14 protein-coding genes, 1 tRNA gene, 3 pseudogenes and 1 riboswitch are annotated in these 24,531 nt (G+C 60.8%); of the genes and pseudogenes, 14 read left to right on the plus strand and 4 right to left on the minus strand.

Annotated features, from left to right (window positions below; all coding sequences use genetic code 11):
- Positions 1-71 precede the first annotated feature (71 nt).
- On the minus strand, positions 72-638 hold the full coding sequence (locus tag DB51_RS02325) for a biotin transporter BioY (protein ID WP_034251405.1): 567 nt from the start codon (positions 636-638) through the stop codon (positions 72-74).
- Between the two features lie 169 nt (positions 639-807).
- On the opposite strand from DB51_RS02325, the gene DB51_RS02330 reads away from it, so the two are divergent.
- From DB51_RS02330 to DB51_RS02350, 7 genes and pseudogenes are all read left to right on the plus strand, one after another.
- Positions 808-1,737, plus strand: a complete 930-nt coding sequence (locus DB51_RS02330) for a biotin--[acetyl-CoA-carboxylase] ligase (RefSeq protein ID WP_162174608.1) — start codon at positions 808-810, stop codon at positions 1,735-1,737.
- A 124-nt stretch (positions 1,738-1,861) separates the two neighbouring features.
- Positions 1,862-3,781: an ATP-binding protein gene (locus DB51_RS02335; RefSeq protein WP_051867201.1), complete on the plus strand. Its 1,920-nt coding sequence runs from the start codon at positions 1,862-1,864 to the stop codon at positions 3,779-3,781.
- Positions 3,778-5,427, plus strand: coding sequence for an acyl-CoA carboxylase subunit beta (locus tag DB51_RS02340; RefSeq protein WP_034251407.1), 1,650 nt, complete (start codon positions 3,778-3,780; stop codon positions 5,425-5,427). The genes DB51_RS02335 and DB51_RS02340 overlap by 4 nt, the downstream gene beginning before the upstream one ends.
- A 104-nt stretch (positions 5,428-5,531) precedes the next feature.
- Positions 5,532-8,208: pseudogene (locus DB51_RS10575) on the plus strand (fatty acid synthase subunit beta domain-containing protein); the annotation flags it as partial.
- A gap of 77 nt (positions 8,209-8,285) precedes the next feature.
- A pseudogene (locus tag DB51_RS10580) lies at positions 8,286-11,782 on the plus strand (acyltransferase domain-containing protein); the annotation flags it as partial.
- 167 nt (positions 11,783-11,949) lie between these two features.
- A pseudogene (locus DB51_RS10585) lies at positions 11,950-14,913 on the plus strand (beta-ketoacyl synthase N-terminal-like domain-containing protein); the annotation flags it as partial.
- Positions 14,914-15,062: 149 nt separating this feature from the next.
- Positions 15,063-15,557, plus strand: coding sequence for a holo-ACP synthase (locus DB51_RS02350; protein ID WP_034251410.1), 495 nt, complete (start codon positions 15,063-15,065; stop codon positions 15,555-15,557).
- A 27-nt stretch (positions 15,558-15,584) separates the two neighbouring features.
- Here DB51_RS02350 and DB51_RS02355 read toward each other — a convergent pair whose 3' ends face one another.
- Both DB51_RS02355 and DB51_RS02360 read right to left on the minus strand, forming a co-directional pair.
- Positions 15,585-16,532 (minus strand): aldo/keto reductase, encoded by a 948-nt coding sequence (locus tag DB51_RS02355; RefSeq protein WP_034251414.1) that lies wholly within the window; start codon positions 16,530-16,532, stop codon positions 15,585-15,587.
- A complete protein-coding gene (locus tag DB51_RS02360) occupies positions 16,532-17,161 on the minus strand; it encodes a PhzA/PhzB family protein (protein ID WP_084674514.1) in 630 nt (209 codons plus the stop codon). Before DB51_RS02360 ends, DB51_RS02355 begins: the two co-directional genes overlap by 1 nt.
- Before the next feature lie 119 nt (positions 17,162-17,280).
- Positions 17,281-17,384: riboswitch (TPP riboswitch) on the plus strand.
- A gap of 232 nt (positions 17,385-17,616) precedes the next feature.
- Here DB51_RS02360 and DB51_RS10590 point away from each other — a divergent pair.
- From DB51_RS10590 to DB51_RS02370, 3 genes are read left to right on the plus strand one after another with little or no spacing between them, the layout of a single operon-like run.
- On the plus strand, positions 17,617-17,856 hold the full coding sequence (locus DB51_RS10590; RefSeq protein ID WP_432762346.1) for a hypothetical protein: 240 nt from the start codon (positions 17,617-17,619) through the stop codon (positions 17,854-17,856).
- Positions 17,813-18,535, plus strand: a complete 723-nt coding sequence (gene thiF / locus DB51_RS02365) for a sulfur carrier protein ThiS adenylyltransferase ThiF (protein ID WP_034251417.1) — start codon at positions 17,813-17,815, stop codon at positions 18,533-18,535. Before DB51_RS10590 ends, thiF begins: the two co-directional genes overlap by 44 nt.
- A gap of 59 nt (positions 18,536-18,594) precedes the next feature.
- Positions 18,595-19,539, plus strand: coding sequence for a thiazole synthase (locus DB51_RS02370; RefSeq protein WP_084674681.1), 945 nt, complete (start codon positions 18,595-18,597; stop codon positions 19,537-19,539).
- A 124-nt stretch (positions 19,540-19,663) separates the two neighbouring features.
- Here DB51_RS02370 and DB51_RS02375 read toward each other — a convergent pair whose 3' ends face one another.
- Positions 19,664-20,665 carry a LysR family transcriptional regulator ArgP gene (locus DB51_RS02375; RefSeq protein WP_084674515.1) on the minus strand — a complete coding sequence of 334 codons (1,002 nt, stop codon included), beginning with the start codon at positions 20,663-20,665 and terminating at the stop codon, positions 19,664-19,666.
- Positions 20,666-20,735: 70 nt separating this feature from the next.
- Between DB51_RS02375 and DB51_RS02380 the strand changes: the two genes are divergently transcribed.
- The 4 genes from DB51_RS02380 to atzF all read left to right on the plus strand — a co-directional run bounded on the left by DB51_RS02380 (position 20,736) and on the right by atzF (position 24,488).
- Entirely contained in the window at positions 20,736-21,470 is a 735-nt protein-coding gene (locus DB51_RS02380) for a LysE/ArgO family amino acid transporter (protein ID WP_051867202.1), read from the plus strand.
- 185 nt (positions 21,471-21,655) lie between these two features.
- Positions 21,656-21,729 (plus strand) — tRNA-Gly (locus DB51_RS02385).
- 331 nt (positions 21,730-22,060) lie between these two features.
- Complete coding sequence (locus DB51_RS02390; RefSeq protein WP_084674516.1) at positions 22,061-22,780, plus strand: GntR family transcriptional regulator; 720 nt, start codon at positions 22,061-22,063, stop codon at positions 22,778-22,780.
- A 1-nt stretch (position 22,781) separates the two neighbouring features.
- Positions 22,782-24,488, plus strand: coding sequence for an allophanate hydrolase (atzF, locus tag DB51_RS02395; protein WP_051867203.1), 1,707 nt, complete (start codon positions 22,782-22,784; stop codon positions 24,486-24,488).
- The last annotated feature ends 43 nt before the right edge of the window (positions 24,489-24,531 follow it).

Below are 24,531 nucleotides of genomic sequence, written 5' to 3' on the forward strand. Positions count from 1 at the left end.
GCGCTGAACATGCCGGAGGCAGAGACCTTGATGTATGCGCTTGCTCGGGATGATCGTAGCTGGTGATATGTTCAGGCGATGCGCCGACGCAAGGATGCCGGGAACGCCGAGGGATACGCCTTCCACAACGCTCCTGTGATCACCGTGGCCAGAACGATTTTGACGATGTCACCGGGTACGAAGGCCGCCGCGCTCCAAGCAGTGTTGGCGATGTTCTGCCCGAGGACCGCGGCGGTGACCGGTATGCCGCAGAGATATGGAACAAGCATGCCTCCGCAGACGCAGGCGAGGGCCGTCTTCCACCATGTCAGACGGTGCCCCTGATGTGCGATGAGTCCCACGATCAGTGCTCCGAGCGCAAAACCGAGTAGATATCCGGCGGTTGGACCGACGAATACCGCGAAGCCTCCGTTGCCTCCCAGCAGTGGCAATCCGACGAGTACCAAAGCCAGGAAGAGTAGCACGGCCAAAGCACCGAGCCACGGTCCGAGAACAGTGCCGGCGAGCATTACGGCAAGATTCTGCATCGTGATGGGCACCGGTCCAATCGGGATGCGGATGAAGCTGAAGGCTGCGAGAATGGCGGTGAAGACGGCTATTCTGGCGAGATCTCGGTTGTCGAAACGGTGAGTGGTCATGCGTGACGCTTTCTGTGAGTCGGGGCGTTTGGAAGTGTGCTTCCAAGCGATCGCCCCAATCCTAGAAGTTCATCGCAACGGCCCTTTTGTGGGATTGTACAAAATGACCCCACCTGATTTGTATATTGTGGGCTTTCTCACGATTCCTCGAATTGATACTTTGGAATCTATGTCTTATCAAGATCGAGTTATGGCCTCTGCGGCACCCCGGACGGCGGCGGTGGTGTCTTCGATCAAGGTGATGGACAGTGTCGATTCGACCAATTCACTGCTGCGTCGGGCCCTTACTCTGGGCGACCGCAGAGATGCCCGCTCGCTGATAGCCGGTCTGTTCGACCAGAGCGGGGAGGGTGCGGGAAGCACCCCGTCGGAGGATTCCCTGCCGATCAGTGTGGCGACTTCCGATGTGCAGACCCAATGCCACGGACGTTTGGGACGGCCCTGGTCGAACAAGCCCGGTGAATCCTTCATGGTGTCCTGGGTGTTGCCCGCTCCCTGCTCAATAGTGCAGGGGGAATACGTCGGGTGGCTGACGATGATCGCCGGATTATCCGTTCAGGCAGGGATCAGAGAGGTCCTGAGCTCGTGCGGGGCGCAGGCCTTGCGCGAAGAATCCGAACTGTCGTTGAAATGGCCTAACGACATTTTCGTCAACGGTCGTAAGTTGGGCGGTATCCTCAGCGAGATGGTGCCGATCGACGAACAATGGTCGGCGGTCCTCTTCGGCGTAGGTATCAACATGTTCATGGGCCAGGCCGATCTGCCGATTGACCTCGCCACATCCCTGCAGTTGGAATACGCGCCGCTGCCCGCTTACGAAGAGTTACGAGACAGGCTCGCTGCGGCGATCAGCGTGGAACTGCACAATCGACTCGCCGCATTCTATGACGATCCCGAGGGCTATGCCCTGCAGTCGCACGACATGCTGAGTACGGAGAGCTGGACCATCGGGCGACAGGTGAAAGCCAGCCTTGCCTCCGGAGAAAGCGTTATCGGCAGAGCATTGCGCATTGACGACGATGCTTCGCTGGTCATCAAGTGCCACGACGGGTCGGAACGCACGGTCACCACAGGCGATGTCGGGGTGCTGCCAGGGTGACGGGCGAACAGGAATCTGCGGTTTTCAAGGGTCGTGCCGTGAATAATCGCACTCATGCATTCAAATCCAATGCCGAATATGAAGGGTCGAGGCTACCAGACGAGCGGAATCCAGAAAGGATTGTATGAAGAAGCTGCTAATTGCCAACCGAGGGGAAATCGCGTTGCGCGTCGTGCGCACCGCGCAGGAGATGGGAATCGCGACCGTGGCGGTGTACGCCGAACAGGATCGCAACGCGCCCTATGCGCAGATGGCCGATGAAGCCTATCTGCTGCCGGGTGACACGAATATCCAGACCTATCTCAACGAGGACCTGATCGTGTCGGTCGCCGATCGCGCCGGTGCGGATGCCTTGCACCCCGGGTACGGCTTCCTATCCGAATTCTCATCCTTCGCCGCCAAGGTGAAGAATGCCGGAATCTCGTGGGTCGGCCCCGACCCGAGCGTGCTTGACGAACTGGGCGACAAAATCACCGCCTGCAAGGTGGCGGAACGGGCGAAGGTGCCTGTGGTCCCGGGCATCGCCGAGCCTGTCAGTAATATGCGCACATTGCTGGATTTCGCCAATACCAGCGGCTATCCGGTGATGATGAAAAAGGCCGACGGCGGCGGCGGACGCGGCATCACGCTGATTCGCAACGATGACGAGCTTCGCGCCTTCTACATGAATCACGATGCGCTCCAGGGCGGAGACCTGGGCGACTACTTCATCGAGAAGTTCGTCGACCGTGCACGTCATGTGGAAACCCAGTCGGGCAGGGATTCCCACGGCAACTTCACCGTGTACTCAACCCGCGACTGCTCGGTGCAGCGTCGAAACCAGAAACTGGTCGAGGAGGCGCCGGCGCCCTTCCTCCCCAAAGACACCATCGCCCAGCTTGAGGGATTCTCGCATCGACTGTTCGACACGGTCGGCTATGTGGGTCTGGGCACCTGCGAGTTCCTGGTCACTCCGGCGAACAAGGTCTACTTCATGGAGGTCAACCCCCGTCTGCAGGTGGAGCACACCGTGAGCGAAGAGGTGTGCGGTCTGGACCTGGTCCGTGAACAGCTGAACATCGCCGACGGCGGCAATCTGACGCAGGCTCCGGCACCACGCGGGCACAGCTTTGAATTGCGCATTACCAGTGAGGACCCGGCGACCAATCTGACGCCGAGCGCAGGAACGCTCGAAGGTATCAGCTGGCCTACCGGTCCCGGAATTCGCGTGGATTCGGGCGTCGAAGTGGGGGACACGGTCTCCCCGAAGGACGATTCGATGATGGGCAAGGTGATCATCACCGCACAGAACCGCTTGGCGGCTGTCGCACGCGTCCGTCGTGCGCTGCGAGAGATGAGCATAGAGGGCGTGCCCACACCGGCCAGCCTGTTCCAGAAGATTTTCACGAATCCCGAATTCACCGCCGAGGACCACTCCTTCGATGTGTCGACCAAATGGTTGGAGCGGAACTACCTCAACGTCGAGCCCAAGACGACCACGGCCGGGCAGCCTGCTTCGGTCAGCGGCGAAGGCGAGAGCCGTAACAAGGACAGCGTCGAGACCTTCACCATCGAAGTGGACGACAAGCGTGTGAAACTGGCGGTTCCCCAGACGATGTTCGCCGGTATGGGCGCTGGTTCCGCTTCGTCGCGTGGTGCCCGCCGACCAACGCAGCCTCTGCGCGGACATGGTCTGCACGACGTGGCCAAGCAGACCCAGCATACGGATTCCAGCCGGTCCGGGGTGATCGTCGCCACCATGCAGGCCGTCGTCACCAGAATCAATGTGGCACAAGGCCAGAAGGTCGACAAAGGTGATCTGCTGGTCGTGCTCGAATCCATGAAAATGGAAAACTACGTCTACGCGCCATGCAGCGGCACCGTGAGCGAAGTCGAGATTTCCGTGGCGGACGGCGTCGACCCGGGCGAGACGCTGGTGAAGCTGGACGTTCAGGCCTCAGCAGCCGGCAAGGGAAGCGATGACGGCCAGACCGGCGACGGCAGCGACTCGCAGGAGCCGGCTTCGACCGAACAGGACGCGACAGAGGAAGGTGCAACAGCATGACCGACATCATCGATATGGCGAATACCAAACCCGCCGACCTTTCCGTATCCATCGCTCCCCGGCAGTCGGCGGCTCGGGGCGCCACGGCAGACGAAGTGAAAAAACAGCCGGTGCGCGAGGCCATCATCCGTGCCGCCGAATTGGCGCGCGGAGCAGAGGAGCACGCACGGGGACGTCAGCATGCCAAGGGCAAGCACACGGCCCGTGAACGCCTCGACCTGCTGTTCGATACAGACACCTTCCAGGAGATCGGTCGCTTCGCAGGCGGGGATATCGCCAAAGGCAAGGCCGGTTCCGCGGTCATCACCGGTTTCGGTGAGATATACGGACGCAAGGTGGGTGTGTACGCGCAGGACTTCTCCGTTCGCGGAGGCACGCTCGGCACGGCTGAAGGCATCAAGATCTGCCATCTGATGGATATGGCCCTCGACATGAAGGTCCCTGTCGTCTCCCTGATCGATTCGGGCGGCGCTCGCATTCAGGAGGGTGTGGCCGCGCTCACGCAATACGGGCGTATCTTCCGCAAGACCTGCGAAGCCAGCGGGTTCATCCCGCAGATTTCCGTCATCCTCGGCCCCTGCGCGGGCGGTGCGGTGTATTGCCCGGCCTTGACCGATCTGATCGTAATGACCAAGGAAAACTCGAATATGTTCGTCACCGGTCCGGATGTGGTGAAAGCCGCGACCGGCGAGACCATCAGCATGGACGAACTCGGCGGCGGATATGTGCACAGCACGAAATCCGGTGTCGCGCATTACCTCGGCGAGGACGAGGCGGATGCCATCGACTATGCCAGAAGCGTCCTGGCGTATCTGCCGTCCAGCAGCGACCAACAGGCACCGACCTACGCCTACGCCTCCGGGCATGCCGAGCGAGAGGCCGCCAAACGGCTGAAAACCATCGTTCCGGAAAACGACAGGCAACCCTATGATGTGCTTGACGTGATTCGAGGCATCGTGGATTACGGCGAATTCGTCCAGGTCCATGAACTCTTCGCCCAGTCGGCGGTCGTCGGCTTTGCCTGCATCGCCGGGAAGCCCGTAGGCATCGTCGCCAATCAGCCTGCCGTCAGCGCGGGCATTCTCGATGTGGACGCCTCGGAAAAGGTGGCGCGTTTCGTCAGACTGTGCGACGCATTCAACCTCCCCGTGGTGACCTTGGTCGACGTACCCGGGTACAAACCGGGAAGCGACCAGGAGCATGCGGGCATCATCCGCCGCGGCGCCAAAGTCATCTATGCCTACGCCAACGCCCAGGTGCCCATGGTGACGGTGATTCTGCGCAAGGCCTTCGGCGGCGCATACATCGTGATGGGTTCAAAGGCCATTGGCGCGGATATGAATTTCGCCTGGCCCACCTCCCAGATAGCGGTGCTTGGTGCGACGGGAGCCGTCAACATCATTCACCGTAAGGACATGCAGAAGGCCAAGGAAGCCGGACAGGACGTCGACGCTCTGCGTGACAGACTGGCGTCGGAATACGAGGCCAGCACGGTCAACGCCAACCTTTCCCTGGAAATGGGTGAGATTGACGCGATGATCGACCCCGAGCAGACTCGTGAGGTCATCGAGGAATCGCTCGGCATGCTCGCCAGCAAACGGCGCATCAGGCGCACCGATAAGCACCACGGGAACCAGCCTCTATGACGCAGACCAACTCGGCAGATTCTTCACCCGCTTCAGCAAGGCCGTCCGACGGCATCACCCCAATCGACTTCTCTCAAGAGCAACCGAATAACAAAAGGAACACAATGAGTAGCACCTTTTTCCTGAATCGTCTGGCATCACAGCCTCATGCCCTGGTATTCGCCGGGCAGTCAACGCCCTGGACCGTGGCGTTGTCCGAGCTGGTGGCAGACCCTACGATCGATGAAGCGCTGAGAGGACACATCGATTCCGCGACTCGTCTGCTCTCGCCGGTTGCCGCCGAGTTGCTCGCAACCACCGGCAAGCCCACCGACCTCTTCGCTTTCGCGCCGAATCCCGCAGCTCTGGGTGCCGCAGCAGCCGCCACGGTCAGTGTCCCCGGCATCGCGCTCTCTCAGCTGGGGGCTCTGCTGGATGCCGCGAATCTCGGATATGACGTCGCCAGCGTCACGCCGAAGGCCGTGCTCGGCCATTCGCAGGGCATTCTCGCGGCCCACATGGTCCATGACATCGCTGCTGCAGGGTCCTTCGCCAAGGCCGCCGCAGGAATCGATGAGATTCTGGCCGTCGCCACACTCATCGGAGCTGCCGGAACTCGTCAGACCAGACAGCTGGGTCTCATCGCACAAGGCGAGGCGACTCCGATGCTTTCCATCAAGGGTGCGACTCGCGCACAGGTGGACCAGCTCATTTCACGAGTCACCGATTCTCGCGGCCCCATCGCCATCGCGGTCACGAACGCTCCCCGCCACCACGTGCTGTCGGGCTACCCGGAGGATCTCGCCGCATTTTCGGTGGAGGTCGAGAAGGAACACCTTCGTCAGGCCAAGCTCCGTGAGGAGAAGGTCCGTGGTGGAGCGGTGTTCGCTCCCGTACTCGAATATCTTGAGGTCACGCTGCCCTTCCATTCGCCGTTGATGACGGACGCGGTAGAGCAGACGGTCTCCTGGGCCACCGAGTGCGGACTCGACTCCAGGCGCGCGCGTCTGCTGGCATCCGAAGTACTGCTCAACGAAGTCGACTGGGTCGGCCAGATTCAAGAGCTGCTCGACCAGAACGATCCCACCCAACTGTGGATCGTGGATATGGGTCCGGGCGTCACGCTCGGCAAGCTCGTCGGCGCTTTGGTGCAGGGCAGCGGCGTCGGCATCGTCGAGGCGGCATCAAGTGCCGACCGCGCCAAGTTGTCCACTCTGGAGGGTGAGCCTGCCCGCACACAGGACTGGAAGCGTTTCGCTCCAGGTGTGATCAGCACCCCGGCAGGGGACAAGATTCGTACACGATTCAGCGAGCTCACCGGCAAGGCTCCGGTGCTTCTCGCGGGCATGACTCCCACAACCGTTGAGCCCGAGATCGTCGCCGCTGCGGCGAATGCAGGATACTGGGCCGAGCTGGCCGGCGGCGGTCAGGTGACCGCCGAGGTCTTCGACCAGCATGTCGAGCGCCTGGAGCAGGAGCTTGAAGAAGGACGTACGGTCCAGTTCAACGCCATGTTCATGGACCGCTACCTGTGGAATCTGCAATTCGGCACCCAGCGCATCGTGCCCAAGAAGCGTTCATCAGGCACGCCGATTGACGGCGTGGTGATATCCGCAGGCATTCCCGAGCTCGACGAGGCCAAGGAACTCATCGCCTCGTTGCAGGCGGACGGATTCCCCTACGTTTCCTTCAAGCCCGGCACAATCGACCAGATTCGACAGGTCGTACGTATCGCCAAGGCCGTGGCACCCACCAAGATCCTCATCGAGGTCGAGGGCGGTGCCGCAGGTGGCCATCACTCCTGGGAATCGCTGGATGACCTGCTGGTCAGTACATATGCCGAGATGCGTTCCTGCGAGAACCTGGTCCTGGTGGTCGGCGGAGGCATCGGCACGCCCGAGCGCGCCGCAGACTATATTTCCGGTGACTGGTCGCAGAGCTACGGCATGCCGAACATGCCTGTTGACGGTGTGCTGGTCGGTACCGCCGCGATGACCGCGAAAGAGGCTCACACCAGTCCTCAGGTCAAGCAGATGCTCGTTGACACACCTGGAATCGTCGATACGGGCGTCGACGCCGACCCCTTCGCGCCCCTGGGCGAGAAGTGGGTGCCGAGCGGCCATTCGGTCGGTGGCGTGACCTCCGGTCTGAGCCATCTGCACGCCGACATCTATGAGCTGGAGAACGCTTCAGCACAATGCGGACGCCTGCTGGTGCGGATGATGAAGCACCCGGAGGAGATCGAGACCCGTCGTGACGAGGTCATCGAAGCGCTGGGCAAAACCGCCAAGCCGTACTTCGGGGATCTGGAAAGCATGACCTACCTGCAGTGGGCGCAGCGTTTCGCCGAACTCGCCTACCCTTGGGCCGATGGCACCTACGTCGACCGATTCCTGCATCTGCTGCACCGCATCGAAGCCCGTGTCTGCGATCAGGAGAGCGGTGAATTCACCTCGCTCTTCGCCGATCGCGCAGACGTGAGCGACCCGAACCAGGCCTTGGAACGTCTGGAAAGCACCTATCCGCAAACGGCGACCCTGCTCATCACTCCTACTGATGTGGCTTGGTTCCCGACGCTTGTACGCGAGTATCCCAAGCCGATGCCCTTCGTGCCTGTCATAGACAACGATCTGCTCCGCTGGTGGGGACAGGATCAGTTGTGGCAGTCGGAAGATCCTCGATACTCCGCCGATTCGGTGCGCATTATCCCCGGCCCCATCTCGGTCGGCGGCATCACCACGGTCGATGAACCCGTGGCGAGCATTCTCGGTCGTTTCGAGCAGGCGGCGCTGGAACGCGTCCGTGAGGCCAGAGATGCCGAAGGCGATACGGCCGAAGGTGCCTCAGCCAACAGCACCGAAGCCTTCTGCGAGCTTTCCTGCGCCGCAAGCGCAGAGGAATTCATTCGCCGCAGCCCGCATATCTCCTGGGTCGGCCATCTGATGGCGAATCCCGCCTTCGGAACCGAAGTGGGTGATCCCTTCTACGAGATCACCAGAATCGGTCAGGACGAATCCGGTGAACTCTTCGATCTGGACCTGCACCTCGACACCTTCTGGGACAACGATCCGGACCATGGAGTCAGCAAGCACGCGGTGCGTGACATCGTGATTCCGCTGGTGGTCGACGGCACCCAGGCGGGGCTGTTCCCCGTCGTGGATCGCAACCGTCTGCCGCAGCACGTCTATGCGATGCTGGCGGCGACCGCTGGCATCGGCAACACCACCATCACCGGTGATGTGCTGAGCGAGATGCCGCAGATCGAAGCCGTCGAGGACACCGAAACATATCCCTTCGGCATGGCTCACACCTCGTACACCTTCTCGGCGAATCTTGGATTCGACCACGAGGCGGCCACGGGCGGCGCACTGTCTTCCGGTCTGGTGCCTTCACGCATCGCCCCGGACGCCTTGGTCGGTCCGGCATGGCCGGCCATTTATACGGCATTGGGTTCGGTGTATGTCAAGGGCTTCCCTGTTATCGAAGGTCTGCTCAACGCGGTGCATCTTGACCATCTGATTCGACTCGAGGTCACCGAGAACGAGCTGCTCGACCACGTCGGCGAGCAGATCACTCTGACCAGCTGGGCGGAGGATTATCTGGAATCCGCATCGGGACGCGTGGTGACCATCAATGTCGTCCACAGCGCTTTGGACGGTACGGTGCTCGCCCGTGAAACGGAGCGTTTCGCCATACGCGGCCGCGCCTACAGCGACGCGCTTCCTCCCGAGGCACCTGAGTACGGCGGCATCGAAGAGGAGACCCTGGGCACGCCCCGTCGTCTGCTGCGTCGTGTCAAGGTCACTGCACCGCACGATATGACGGCCTTCGCAAGGACCTCAGGCGACTTCAACCCGATTCACACCTCGAAGCGCGGAGCGGCGGTATCCGGTCTGAGCGCGCCTCTGGTGCACGGCATGTGGCTTTCCGCCACCGCGCAACACATCGCCCAGGCCTTCGACGACACCGGCACGCATTACGAAATCGCCGGATGGACCTACAACATGTACGGCATGGTGCAGTTGGACGATCAAGTCGAAATTTCCGTCGAACGAGTCGGCAAGGTCAACCATGGCGGGCTCGTGCTCGAAGTCACCAGCCGCATCGACGGACAACTGGTGTCCCGCGGCACGGCCATCGCACTGGCACCCAAATCCGCATTCGTCTACCCCGGTCAGGGTATTCAGAAGCAGGGCATGGTCCTCGACGAGCGTGCCAAGTCGGCGGCCGCCCGCGAGACCTGGGAACGCGCCGATGCGCTGACCCGTGAGAAGCTTGGCTTCTCCATCCTCGCCGTGGTGCGCGATAACCCGAAGGAACTCACTGCCAACGGCGTGACCTACCGCCACCCTGAAGGACTGCTGAATCTGACGCAGTTCACCCAGGTGGCTTTGGCAACCGTCGCTTTCGCTCAGACCGCACGCTTGCGAGAGGCGGGTTCGGATATCTGGCCTGCCTACTTCGCGGGTCATTCCCTGGGAGAATACAATGCCCTGAGCTCCTTCGCGGGCATCATCCCTCTGGAGACCGTCCTTGAGCTGGTGTTCCACCGTGGCTCCACGATGCATCACCTGATCGACCGTGACGAACGCGGCCGTTCCAACTACCGCATGGGCGCCCTGCGTCCTAACCAGTTCGGTCTGGGCGACGACGGCATCAAGGATTACATCAAGAGCGTTTCCGACGCTTCGGGCGAGTTCCTGGAAATCGTCAATTACAACCTCGCAGGTCAGCAATACGCCATTGCAGGTACGATCGCGGGTCTCAAATACCTTCAGGCGGACGCATCGCGCCGTGCGAAGGAATATGGTGGCAAGCCGCCGTTCATGATGGTTCCCGGCATAGATGTGCCCTTCCATTCCACACTGCTGCGCAAGGGCGTGCCTGAGTTTAGGGACAAGCTCGATGCGCTGCTGCCGCAGCATATCGACTACGCCCGTCTGGAGGGACGCTATATCCCGAATCTGGTGGCCGTGCCCTTCGCGATGACGAAGGACTTCGCCCGCAGGATTCTCGAAGTCGTGCCTTCCGAACGCATCCAACAGGCCCTTGATGACGACGCCGTGTGGAACGAATACGCCGCCGATGACCAGAAGCTCGGCCGTCTGCTGCTGACCGAACTGCTGTCATGGCAGTTCGCCTCACCGGTTCGTTGGATTGAAACGCAGGCGCTGCTCTTCGGAGCTGGCACGCAAGGCGGTCTGGGTGTTGAGGAATACGTCGAGGTCGGTCTCGGCAATGCCCCGACCCTGGCGAACCTCGGAGCCAAGACACTTGCGCTTCCTGAGTTCTCGGGTCGTCACGTGACGGTGTACAACGTCGGCCGTGACGAGGGTCGCGTATATATGACCGATTCCGATTCATTGGCGCAGGATGTCGATGACGATGTGGTGGAGGATGCGGCCCCGACGCAATCGGCGGCACCTGCACAGAGCGCTCAGCCCGCAGCTGCGAGCCAGCCTGCTCAGTCCGCGGCTCCCGCAGCATCCGCTCCCGTCGCGGCAAGCGGCGAACGCCCGGCGGATATTCCGTTCAAGGCCTCCGATGCCATAGCCACGCTGCTCGCTTACTCCGCCAAGGTGCGACTCGATCAGATCGGTGAGAACGACACCACCGACACCTTGACCAACGGCGTATCGTCACGACGCAACCAGCTGCTGATGGACATCAGCTCCGAACTGGGCGTTGCCAGCGTCGACGGTGCCGCCGAAGCTGATATCGCTGCCCTGAATGCTCTGGTGAACAAGGTCGCACCGAATTACAAGGCCTTCGGGCCGGTGCTCGCGGACATCGTGCGTGACCGTCTGCGCGCGCTCTTCGGCGCCGCCGGGGTGAAGCTTCAGCAGATCGAGAAGCGCGTCACCGATGTGTGGCAGCTCGGCTCGGGATGGGCGTACTTCACCGTTGCCGCACTGCTGCTCGATACCCGCGAAGGGGCGTCCTCACGTGGTGGCGATCTGGCGACGCTGTCATCCGACCCGGTTTCCACGGTCGCAGCCGCGAACGACCTCATCGACCAGGCGGTGCAGAAGGTCGCACAGGCGCATGGCGTGAGTGTGGGTCTGCCGAACGCCGGTGGTGCGGCCGGTGGTGCGGTCGTCGACTCGGCGGCTTTGGATGCCTTCGCCCAGCAGGTTACGGGTTCGAAGGGCGTCCTCGCCTCGACCGCACGCTTCGTTCTCAGTCAGCTCGGTGTGCAAGGCACTCTGGTCTGAGCAGGATGAGGATGAGAGCGCAGCGGTGGTGGAAGCGGTGCAAAGCGAGTTGGGAGCCGACTGGCCTCAGCAGGTGGCTCCGCGTTTCGACGACCGCAAGGCCATATTGCTCGATGACCGGTGGGCCACCGCCCGCGAGGATCTTGCGCGCATCTTCTACAACCGAGACACCACGGTCGGCTCGCTGAGCTTCCTCGGTGCCGGTCAGCAGGTGCAGGAACAAGCGACATGGTATGCCACCAAGTCCCGCAAGTCCGGTGACGACGACTTGGCGCAGACCTTCATGCGTATCGCTCAGGAGGCCGGACAGTCCACATTGCAGGATGCCTCGGCTTCACGATTCGCCAAGGACGTCGCGGTGGTGACGGGCGTTGCACCGAACTCCATCGCCGCCCAGGTGGTCGCAGGATTGCTGGCCGGAGGAGCCACCGTCGTGGCGACCTCGCACAGCTTCAAGCCTTCCATCGTCGAATGGGCGAAGCGCACATACCGCGACCATGCGGTCGGCGGAGCCAAGCTCTGGATCGTCCCGGCGAATCTTTCGAGCTATCGCGATGTGGATGCCTTGGTTTCCTGGGTCGGCAACGAGCAGAAGAAAACCACAGGCGCGACCACCACGATTCTCAAGCCCGCCTACGAACCAAGCCTGTTCTTCCCCTTCGCTGCACCTCCGGTGCACGGCACCTTGGCCGATTCGGGAGAGCTCTTCGAATCCCAGGCAAGGCTGATGCTGTGGGGCGTCGAGCGCGCGATCGGCGGCTTTGCGGCCCTCGGTTCAAGCATCGACGTTCAGCACAAGATGCATGTGGTGCTGCCCGGGTCTCCGAACCGTGGCATTTTCGGCGGTGACGGCGCTTACGGCGAGGTCAAGTCGGCCTTCGATGCCATCGTGAATCGTGCTCGTGCCGAAAAGAACTGGTCCGACCGAGTGACCTTCGCCCATCCGAGAATCGGCTGGGTACGCGGCACCGGACTGATGGGCGGCAACGACCCATTGGTCGAGGTCGTGGAACGCCATGGATTGAAGACCTACTCCACGGAGCAGATTTCCTCCGAACTGCTTGATCTGTGCACGGTGGACGCCCGCATCAAGGCCATCAATGGGCCATTGAACGTGGACCTCACCGGTGGTCTCGGCGATGCCCCGATTGATATCAAGGCGCTTCGTGCGGAGGCCATGGCGGATGCCGCACACGATGAAGCCGCACGATCCTCGACAGGGGAGCATGTGCAAGGCTCGTCCGAGAACGACGCTTCGCTGGGCGATGCCCCGGAGGCAGTCATCAAGGCTCTGCCGACACCGCATGTGCCAAGCCAGCCGCATGTGAATCTCTCCGAGTGGAAGCGCGTGAGCGCCAAGCCCGAGGACGAGATAGTCATCGTTTCCGTGGGCGAGCTCGGCCCCTGGGGTTCGGGGCGTACTCGCTTCGAAGCCGAGTTGGGCATTCACTCCGACGGACGGGTGGAACTCACCGCGGCCGGCGTGCTTGAACTCGCCTGGAACATGGGTCTGCTCGTATGGCAGGACAGCCCGAAGGCCGGTTGGTACGACGCCGATGGCAATCTGGTCCCCGAAGAGGACATCGCCGAGCGCTATCACGACGAAGTCGTGGCACGCTCCGGTATTCGTCCCTTCGAGGAAGGCATGGGCAACGACTACAAGGACGGCACCGATGAGGAAGAGGCAGATGTCTTCCTCGACCACGATGTGGAGTTCTCGGTACCGACCGAGGCGGTCGCCAGGGAGTATGTGAAGCTGGATGAATCCCATACCTCCATCCGTCCGGATGACGAGTCCGGCGAATGGGTGGTCACCCGTCATCAGGGTTCCGTGGTGCGCGTTCCTCGTCGTGCGACGATGAGCAGAACGGTCGGCGGACAGTTCCCGAAGGGCTTCGACCCGCTCAAGTGGGGTATTCCCGCCTCGATGGTCGGTGCTGTCGACAAGATTGCACTGTGGAATATCGTCACCGCAGTGGATGCCTACATCTCCGCAGGATTCTCGCCTGTCGAGATTCTGCAGGCCGTGCATCCGTCAATGGTCGCCAGCACGCAGGGCACCGGTTTCGGCGGTATGTCCTCGATGCGCAAGCTCTATCTCGACCGTTTCCTCAACAAGGAGGTCCCGACGGACATCCTGCAGGAAGCGCTGCCGAACGTGGTCGCCGCGCATGTGATGCAGTCCTATATCGGTGGTTACGGCAGCATGGTGCAGCCCGTATCCGCCTGCGCCACCGCCGCGGTCTCCCTTGAAGAGGGTGTCGACAAAATCGCTCTGGGCAAGGCCGACTTCGTGGTGACCGGCGCGATAGACGACATCGGCGTGGAATCGGTGATCGGCTTCGGCAACATGAACGCCACCGCCGATGCCTCCGAGATGCTGGCGAAGGGCATCAGCCCGCGCTTCTTCTCACGCGCCAACGATCGCCGTCGCGGTGGATTCCTCGAATCACAGGGTGGCGGCACGATTCTGGTCACTCGTGGCGACATTGCGCTGCGCATGGGATTGCCCGTCGCCGGAGTCGTCGGATACATCCACTCCTTCGCCGACGGTGGTCACACCTCGATTCCCGCCCCCGGGTTGGGTGCGCTCGCAGCGGGTCTCGGCGGCAAGGATTCCAAGCTGGTCCGCGACCTGGATGCGCTGGGCGTTTCACCCGATGAGATCGGCGTGGTATCGAAGCATGACACCTCAACGAACGCCAACGACCCGAACGAGTCCGAACTGCACAACACCCTGGCTCACGCCATCGGTCGTGCCGACGGCAACCCGCTCTTCGTGATTTCCCAGAAGAGCCTTACCGGCCATGCCAAGGGCGGTGCCTGCATCTTCCAGATCAACGGTCTGACCCAGCTCTTCAAATCGGGTGTGATTCCTGCGAATGCCTCGCTGGACTGTGTCGACCCGAAGCTGCGGCGAGACGACCACATGGTCTGGCTGACCAAGCCATTGCACGTCGGTACGGTCAAGGCGGGTCTGGTCACCTCTCTCGGCTTCGGTCACGTCTCCGGTTTCGGAGCCATCGTCAACCCGGGTGCTTTCGAAGCCGCAGTGGCGAACACCGCAGGCAAGAAGGCTTTGGAGGAATGGCGCGAGAAGGCGAATGCCCGTCTGGCATCCGGTCAGCGTCACTTCATCGAAGGTATGATGGGCCGCGCCGAGCTGTATACGCCGATTGACAACCGTCGTTTCCATGAGGACGGCCACGGTTACGACGGTCACGAGGTCGAGAAGGCCATGTTGCTCGACCCCGAAGCCCGTCTGGGTGACAGCGGCTACTACGAGCGCTGATCTGACCGGTCCGAGTGTTTTCTGAAACTGTGCACACCCGCACGCAAGACACCTGTTGTTGAGGTGTCCGCGTGCCGATGTGCACAGTTTTTTTGTGGTGTTGCCGTTTGCATAGTGATTCTTGCTGCGCGTGGCGGGAGAATGGAATTATGAGCATTGACGATCTGCCCGCAGCGCGGGTTCTCGGACTGGGGCATGATGTGGTGGATGTGCAGGCCTTCGGAGAGCAACTCGATATGCCTGGTTCCACGTTCATGGCACTGTTCTCGGTGCGTGAACGCAGGCAATGCGCCATGCGTGCTCAACTCAAGGGAGACGGTGAAGCATGCCATCTTGCAGCCCGCTGGGCGGGCAAGGAGGCCGTCATCAAAGCCTGGGACGAAGCTCTCGGGGAGCTGCCTGCGCCATATGACGTCGAATCCATTCCCTGGTCGCGCATCGAGATTCTGGATGATTCCAGGGGGCGTCCGCATGTGGTGCTTTCCGATGGTGTGGAGCGACGGTTGCATGAATCCTTGGGTTGCGGCAGCGGCTCCGGCGAGGATGGCCGCATTGCCGGGCAGGCAGACATCGTCTGGCATCTGTCGCTCAGCCATGACGGTCCCATCGCTTCCGCGGTCGCCCTGTGCTGCCGGAACGCCTGAGATTTTCGGCGGCACAGGGCTCGGAGCTCAGGGCAATCTCCGCAGCTCCTCGTCGCTGAGCGTCAGCTGTGTGGCAGCGAAGGAATCCCGTATCTCATGAGGGTTGCGTGCGCTGGGAATGGTGATCAGTCGGTCGTATTTCGACAGCTCCCAGGCGAGCACCACGCGCTGATATGAGACACCACATTCCGCGGCGATGGCCTTGAATGCTTCGTAGGCCTGCGCGTCCACCGGGTCGAGGAATCCTCCCAGGGGAGACCAGCATACGAAGGCCAGGTCGTGTTTCTCGCAGTGCTCCATGGTGTGCAGAGGGTCGGGATATGACGGTGAGAACTGGTTCTGTACGGCGATGAGGTCCTTGCCGAGAACGCGCAGGGCTACGTCGATATCGGCGTTATCGACTCTTGAGATACCGATGGCGCGGGCCACGCCCTCATCGACCAAGCGGCGAAAGGCCTCCATCTGCTCGTCATAGGGGACCTGCGGGTCGTTGCAATGTGAATACAGCAGCCCGAAGCTCTCCACGCCCAGACGATGCGCCGATTCCTTCGCCTGCGAGATAATCGTTTCCGGACGCGCGTCGGCTTTCCAGCCGTACCGGCCTTGGGCGTCCACGGTTCGGGACCATCCGATTTTGCTCGCCACCAGAACCTCGTCCTGCGCGCCCTTCCATGTGCTCAGCGCGTCGTGCACCAAGCGCTCGCCGTAGTCCGAACGATAATCGTTTCCCCCGCTCGTAGCCGGGGATTGATGCCAGGATGGCGTCTGAGCGGACCGGGCCGGACGGTATTCAGGCAGGTAGTATGACCAGGCGGTGTCAAGATAACGCACTCCCGCATCCAGAGCGCTGTGGATGGTGGTGATGGCGGTGTCTCGTTCGGGGCGTCCTTCGATGGACAGCGCCATGCATCCCATGCCCAGACGTGGGATGTCGACTCCCGCGAAGTTCATCCTATGCATTGATGACGTGGCCATCAGCGACCTGCTATATGAGTTTGCGAAGCATCTTGAGTGGAAGCCTCTCCAATGGAAACATCCGGAGTGGATTCGGCAACGGGGGAATCGCCTTGCGGGAAATCACCGAGCTCTATGCTGGGCGTCTGCATACCCAGAGCCTTCATCTCGGTGATGGGATTCATGAATTCGCGTTCTCTCGCAATCCTTCCCGCGCGCATTTCGAAGGAGTAGATGAAATGGTTCTGGTACGGAACGGCTTCATGACCGGGGAGCATCAGCGTTCCGCCGCCGTCGCATTCCGCCCAGAACTGGTTGACGTCGTCGGTCGACCATATGCGGATATTGCTCCACTGCCAATCCGGGAAATGCTCGGACGACCACACGTCGTAGAGGGCGATGTCGTCCCGGCCCTGTGCGAACACCGGTTCACCGCTGTCGGATGTCCAAAGACCGGCTATGCCGTCCTCGCAGAAGAGTTCGTGTCGGCGCAGCAGAGACTCGCCGTGTCCCGAATGCAGAAAACGCTCGACCACCTCGCGGTTGCGGATACGCTGCTCTTCGACGGAAGGGGATGCCTCGGCGGAAGGGGATGCGGAATCGTCGCGGCCGGTGGTCCCGGTGCTGCCTGATGCGGGTGCTGTGCTCATGCTTACATCTTGCCAAGGCGCGGGACATTGCGGATTCGTGTGTTGTCTTCTGGATGTCGCGTCCGTGCCGCAGAAGTATGCCTTTGCTCGAATGTCGACGCGTGAGGCGAATATCAGACTTGTAATCGAACGGGAGCCTGAACAGGCTGAGAGGAAGTCTCTGACTTCGACCGAGAACTTGATGCGGGTAATGCCGCCGTAAGGACATGGTTATTCGACGTCTCATGACGTCAACTCTTGTATCCCGTCGTTCGACGTAGGTGACACGAAACTCCCGTCGATGCTCCATCATGCCGATGGACGTCATGACCGAAGAGCTTCATATCGCTCAAGCCGTCCGACGGGCTTGCTGTCAGTGCTCGCGTTCCCGTGATTCGGTACCGATTGCGCGCCATCCTTGGGGATGCGCACGCGCCGCTATCGAGCGCACTCTTCGGGAATAGGGGGAGACAGCAGTGATTGTCAATGGAAAGCAGTGCACGCAGACCGGTGAGGTCAGTGTGTCCGACCTGCTTCGTGAGCGTGGGATGCAGGCGCAACGAGTGGCGGTCGAGGTCAAGGTGATATCGTCCCGCTGCGCAGGCACGCCGAAACGATGCTCCGAGACGGCGATAGCATCGAAATCGTCACCTTCGTTCAAGGAGGCTGAGGATGGGTATCCAGGAAGCTCAGAACGTCGCTGCGGCACGACGTGAGGAGACGCGGTGCAGGGCGGTGCGCGACGCCGGGAATCCCAAAGACATGGTGGATAGGCAGGAGCTGTATGACGCCCTGTATGAGCGCCATACCAAGCAGGTGCAGGATAGGCTTGACGCGGCCCATGTGGCCATTGCTGGCCTTGGTGGTCTGGGGTCGACCATTGCGGTCGCATTGACCCGCATCGGCGTCGGGCATCTGCATCTTGTGGACTTCGACCGGGTTGACATGTCGAATCTCAACCGGCAGCAGTATTTTCTCAGGGATCTCGGCCGTTTGAAAACCGAGGCTCTGCAAGGCAATCTTGCCCAGATAAACCCTTTCATCGATGTGCGGATTGATTCCGTGGCCGTCGATGAGCATAATGTCGCCTCCTTGTTCGCCGATGACGACATCATTGCGGAGGCTTTCGATGTGCCTGAAAACAAAAGCATTCTGGTGAACGGTGTTTTGGAGCATTTGCCCGCTGCAAAGCTGCTGTCCGCATCGGGCATGGCCGGTTTCGGCAGTGCCAACAGCATCGTTACCAGGAGGGTTTCCGAAGGCTTCTATTTCTGTGGCGACGGTGTGACCGCACCCACGCCGGGCAACGGGCTTATGGCTCCCAGGGTCGGCGTGGTCGCATGCCATGAGGCCAATATGATCACCAGACTCATCCTCGGACAGGATGAAGCCTGAATGTCGATATGACCGTTGATGGCATCTTCGGTCGAAGAGAAAGCATGATGATGAACAGTATGACTTCGGAACACACCACGGCGCAGGCTGATGTCGCTAGCTCCTGCGCGCAGGGGACCTCCTCGGGCGCGTTGCAGCTCGACGAACTCGTCGGCTCGGCCACCAACACCGCTCTGCTGCCCGCACCGAACAAACACGCCTTCGATGATCTGGCGACAGGGGAGCAGGATCCGCTGATGCTCGGCGGCCACGCATTCTCCAGCCGCTTCATTCTCGGTTCCGGACGCTATGATCTTTCCCTGATCGAGGCGGCCATCGAGAACGCCGGGACGCAGATCATCACGATGGCCTTGCGTCGCTGCAGGACTGCGGAGAACAATCTGCTTGACTACATCCCGGACGGCATCACGCTGCTTCCCAACACCTCCGGTGCACATGATGCAGGTGAGGCGGTTCGCATAGCCAGACTGGCCAGAGAGGTGTGCGGCACGGATTTCATCAAGGTCGAAATCGAGCATGAAAGCAGGTATCTTCTGCCGGACAATGCCGAGACGATTAAGGCGACCGAGATACTCGCGGCCGAAGGCTTCGTGGTGATGCCCTATATGCTTCCCGACCCTTTGGCCGCGACGCAACTGGAGGATGCCGGTGCGGCGTGCGTGATGCCTTTGGGGTCGTTGATAGGGTCGAACAAGGGTCTGGGAGCGCGTGATCTCATCGAGGTCATCATCGACAACGCTTCTGTTCCGGTGATTATCGATGCGGGGATAGGCCGTCCCAGCCAGGCTGCTCAGGCCATGGAAATGGGTGCCGACGCCATTATGGCGTATACGGCGATTGCCAGCGCGAGGAATATCCCGGTGATGGCCCGAGCGTTCAAACATGCCGTGCAGGCGGGGAGAGAGGCCTACCTTGCGGGCCTGGGCATAGTCACGCACGGTCATGCGGTCGCGTCGAGTCCGACCGAGGAATCCGATTATCTGGGGGCTTCTTCGGCATCCTGAGCAGATGGCTGCGATAGCGGTGGAGGTGATTGCGTGCAGGAATGCGGAGCAGCTCCGCTGGTGCCGCAGTTATCGCAGCTATCGCAGGTGTCTCAGCCATCGCAGATGTCTCTGTGAAGCGGGCTCAATCCTGAACCAGAGCGTTGGCGCTGGCCCGGATGATGGCTTGGGCCACCGTGTCGAGTGCGGGTGACGAGAGTTTCCACTGCTGCCAGAACAGGGGGAGCAGCAATGGTTCCTGTGGGGACAGCCGGACCAGGGTATTGCGCGGGTATGCTGCGAAACTGGTGGATGGAATCAATCCCCAGCCGAATCCGAGCGACACGGCATCGTTGTAGCCCGTGGATGTGGGCACGAAGTGCATCGGCGGATGCACTTTGGCTCGGGTGATGCGCCGGATGAAATGGTATTGCAGCTGATCGTCGCGGTCGTATTGCACGAGTGGCGCGACTTCAAGCGACTCGCGTGTGAGCCCTTCGGGGAACCAGCGTTCGGCGAATTCCGGAGTGGCTGCGGCGAAATAGGCCATCGAACCGAGTTTGGTCATCGTGCAGCCCTGCACGGGCGTGTCTTCGGCGGTGATGGCCGCCATCGCCTCTCCGGAGCGCAGCAGCCGTGTCGAGATGTGCTCGTCCTGACGTTTGATGTCGATGGCGATGGACTGTTTGACCACGGGAGCGAGGGCGGGCAAGACCCAGCCTTCCAATGAATCCGCATTGACGGCGATGCGGATGTTGACGGTGCTGCTGCGTTGTTCGCTTTCGATGCGTTGCGCGGCTTCCTCCTGGGCCAGGGTGATTTGCCGAGCCAAACGCAGCAGGAGCTGGCCCATTGCCGTTGCCTGCACCGGTTTGCTCCTTTGGATGACGATATGGCCGACTTGGGATTCCAGTGATTTGATGCGTTGGCTGATGGCAGACTGCGAGATGTGCATGACGTCGGCGGCGGCGTCGAAGCTGCCTTCCTCGATGATGCTTTGGAGCGCCATCAGCTGTTCGATGGGTATGGCCCTGATGCGTGCGGAAAGGTCGTGGGCTTCCAGCAAGGAGATGCCGTCGGTGGGGGAGCTGCCGGCTCCGGGGATGTTTGCGGCAGAGTTCGGTGAGTCTCCGCGATATTCGTTCATATAAGCAATACTAATATAATATAAATATATTTACTTGGACTTACCTGTCGCGCGAAGCTATTCTCCAAGTATGAATTCCTTGTTCCTCCCGATAATCATCTCGGGTTTCCTCAGCCAGGCAGGTCTGATAGTCGCGGTCGGTGCACAGAACACCTTCATCATCCGACAGGGCATCGCCCGCTCGCATGTGCCCGCAATCCTGATGATTTGCATCGCCGCCGACCTGCTGATGATTACCTTGGGAACACAGGGCATGGGTCAGATCGTGCAGAGCCACCCTCTCGTCATCAAGGGGCTGACCTGGGCGGGAGCGGCCGTGCTGTTGCTCTACGGCATCTTCGGATTCCGAAGAGCGTGGATACAGCTGAGAGCCATGCGAGCGGAACGTCGCAGGATGCCTGGCGAAGCCACGGGGGATGGTTCCACCGTCGAACAGGCCGGGAACGACGGCGCGCCGGTCGGTGCTTCGGAGCAGGGCGGCTCTTCCTCGACGGTGGCCATGAAGCCAGCGCAAACATCCCTGAAAAAGAGTGTGCTGTCCTGCCTGGGGTTCACTTTCCTCAACCCAAGCGTGTATCTGGACTCTATCGTGCTGCTGGGCAGCATCGCCGCGACCTACGGCAGCGACCTGCGGTGGTCCTTCGCCACAGGTGCGATGCTGTGCAGCATCGTATGGTTCCTGCTGCTTGGTTTCGTATCGAGCAAAATGGCGAAGCTCTTCAACAACCGTCTCGCCTGGATTGCCCTCGATACGACCATCGGCATCGTCATGGTGTTGCTTGCCGCGCACCTGGTACTGCAATAAGGCCTGCGATACGGCACTGATGCGAGTGTTATCGACAGGTGCCTCGATGATGGCGGCGTGCAGTGGCCCAAGCGCTGTACTCGAGTGCCACGCGCCCTGGAGATTTGCAGAGGATTGCATGGTCGCTGGGGTTTGGTCGTTGCATTGTGTATAATGACTCAGGTTGTTTATGAACAACACGCCTCGCGGGCGTAGCTCAATGGTAGAGCCTCAGTCTTCCAAACTGATTACGCGGGTTCGATTCCCGTCGCCCGCTCCACTCACGGAGCTGCAACGCTGCGGCATTCCAATGTTCTACGCCAGGCTATTGCAGAAATTCCCCTCGTCGGGTACATGCGGCGTATCTATGTCGTGACTGTTCCTCACGCCGTCGGCTCATCACATCGTTGGCCATCTCGACCTCAGAGAGTCGATAATCACGCGACGCGTAACAATCAGGAAACAGAAAAAATCATCGCCTGAAACTTGCATACATCATTGTATACATCATTACATACACCGGTACATACAGTGCCGAAGCTTACGGGGAGTAGCCTTCCCACGGCTTCGGCCTGCGCGTCTCCACGCTTCCGTGAGAAAGTTTGCACAATATGACACAAGAGAATCCCAGGACTCGCACCTCGGATACATCGTCCCGTGTGGTTCACGCGGATGCGATTTACGCCGACCTGCGCGACCGTTTGATGCAGGGGAAGGTGTCTCCTCTGGAGCGCATCACTGAAATCGCGCTTGCGGACCGTTATGAGGTCTCTCGCACCCCGGTGCGTGAGGCGATTACGCGACTCGTGTCCGACGGTCTGCTGATGCGCAGGAACTCCGGTATCTATCCGTATGTGCCGAGTTACGGGGACCTGAAGGAATTGTACGAGCTGCGGATTCTGCTCGAAAAGCAGGGGATTCGCCGTATTCAGGAGGGTTTGGGCCGCTCCGACCTCACTCTGCTCACTCAGATTCACGAGCACTGGGAAAGCCACCGGAATGACAGGCCCAGACCAGATGCGAGCTTTGTATCGGAAGACGAATCCTTCCACGTCATGACGCTCCAATCCGCAGGCAACGCCTCGCTGGTGACGGTGCTCAAGGACGTCAACCGCAAAATCAGACCGGTGCGCATGTTCGATTATCTGAGCGAGGACCGCATGCAGGCCACGGTTGACGAGCACCTGGCCATCATCGACCTCATCGTGTCCGAGCGCTACGAGGAAGCAATCGAAGCCTTGTCCACACACATCATGGTCTCTGAACAGGTGGTGCTCGAACAATCAAGTCACGCCTTGTCGTTGCCGCGTCTTTTTGGGGAGGGAATCTGAAATGGATAGAACGTCGTTGGAGCACAAGGCCCGAAGCCTGATGTCCCGTATCGGGGCGCAACAGGAATCGCTGGGCAGTGAGGTCTGGATATCCTTGACTTCGCAGGAGCGTTTGGAACAGGAGATAGCCAGAGTCGGTGACGCTTTGGATTCGGGCGAGTCGATGCCGCTGGCCGGGCTGTTCTTCGCCGCCAAAGACAATATCGACGTCGCAGGCTTCGCTACGACTGCCGCCCACCCGGACTTCAGTCATATGCCAGAGCGCTCCTCCGCAGTCGTGGCCGCTCTGGAGCAGGCCGGCGCAATCGCCCTCGGAAAGACCAACATGGATCAGTTCGCCACCGGACTGACCGGGTCGCGAAGCCCATATGGCGCGGTGCACAGTGACACCTTCCCCGACAGGGTCTCGGGGGGTTCCTCATCGGGTTCCGCAGTCTCCGTCGCCAAGGATTTCGTTGATTTCTCGCTGGGGACGGATACCGCCGGTTCGGGTAGGGTGCCTGCGGCGTTCAACCACATCTACGGCTTTAAACCCACGTGTGGAGTGACGGTGGTTGAGGGTGTTGTGCCAGCCTGCGAATCATTCGATTGCGTATCGGTGTTCGCCAAGGATTTCGCAACGGGGTCTCTGGTGTACAGAACCCTGTTGGACCCGAAGTTCCCGGCAAGGGGACGTGGTGACGAGGCAGCCATGGCGCCGATACATCGGACGCGTCGACTGGCCGTACCCCGCGAGGAGGATCTCGCCTCTCTCAGCCCAATATTCAGGGAAGAGTTCGAGAAATGCCTTGCAGACGTTCAGAGCCACGGCTACCAGTTGGTGCCCGTCGATATGACGCCCTTCTTCGAGAGCGGCAAGCTGCTGTATGAAGGCGCGCTGGTGGCGGAACGCTATGCGGCCGTCGGGGAGTTCATGGAGCATCATCATGAGCACGCGGACCCCAGCGTGGAGCATATCGTGCTGAATGCCAAGGAGCCGCCCGCATACCGATACGTCCGGGAGAAGGACTTGCTTGCCCGTCGCATCGGGGAGACCCTGCCCTTGTTCTCCGAGTGCGAAGGCCTGCTGGTGCCTACGACAGGCAGACATCCCACGATGTCGGAAGTCGCCGCGCAGCCGATTGCGGTGAACTCCGAACTCGGGCTGTTCACGACATTCGTCAATCTGCTCGATATGGCGGGAATTGCTTTCCCGGTGGCTTCGACTGCGGAAGGGGAGTGCGGTGCCACGCTTCTGGTGCCCGCACTGCACGATGCCGAGGCCATTCGTATCGTGGCTGAACTCGCGGATGAGCAGCTTCCCGAATCGGATATCGAACAGGGGTCTGTGCCCATCCTGGTTTTCGGCGCTCACAGACGGGGGCAGGCGTTGAATTCGCAGCTTACGCAGCTGCAGGCACGATATCTCAGCACCGTGAGCACCGCTCCGCATTACGTGATGGGGGTTATGCCCGGGACAGGGTATCCCCGTGTTCGACTTGTCGAAGGCGAGGCCGGCGAATCGATAACCGGCGAGCTCTGGAACGTTCCCGTGAATGCCTTCGCTCGATTCGCACAGATGGTTCGCCAGCCTCTGTCTATCGGTCCTGTCGAGTTGAGCGACGGGAGGTATGTGCTCGGTTTTCTCTGCGGCAGCGTGATTCCGGGGGAGGAGACGAATATCTCCGAACTGGAGGATTGGCTGAGCTACGCAGAAGCGGCCGGATGAGCTGTTCTCAACGCTCATTGCTGTGCTGCTGTCTGAAATGTCA

This window comes from Bifidobacterium crudilactis, assembly GCF_000738005.1.
Taxonomy (GTDB): domain Bacteria; phylum Actinomycetota; class Actinomycetes; order Actinomycetales; family Bifidobacteriaceae; genus Bombiscardovia; species Bombiscardovia crudilactis.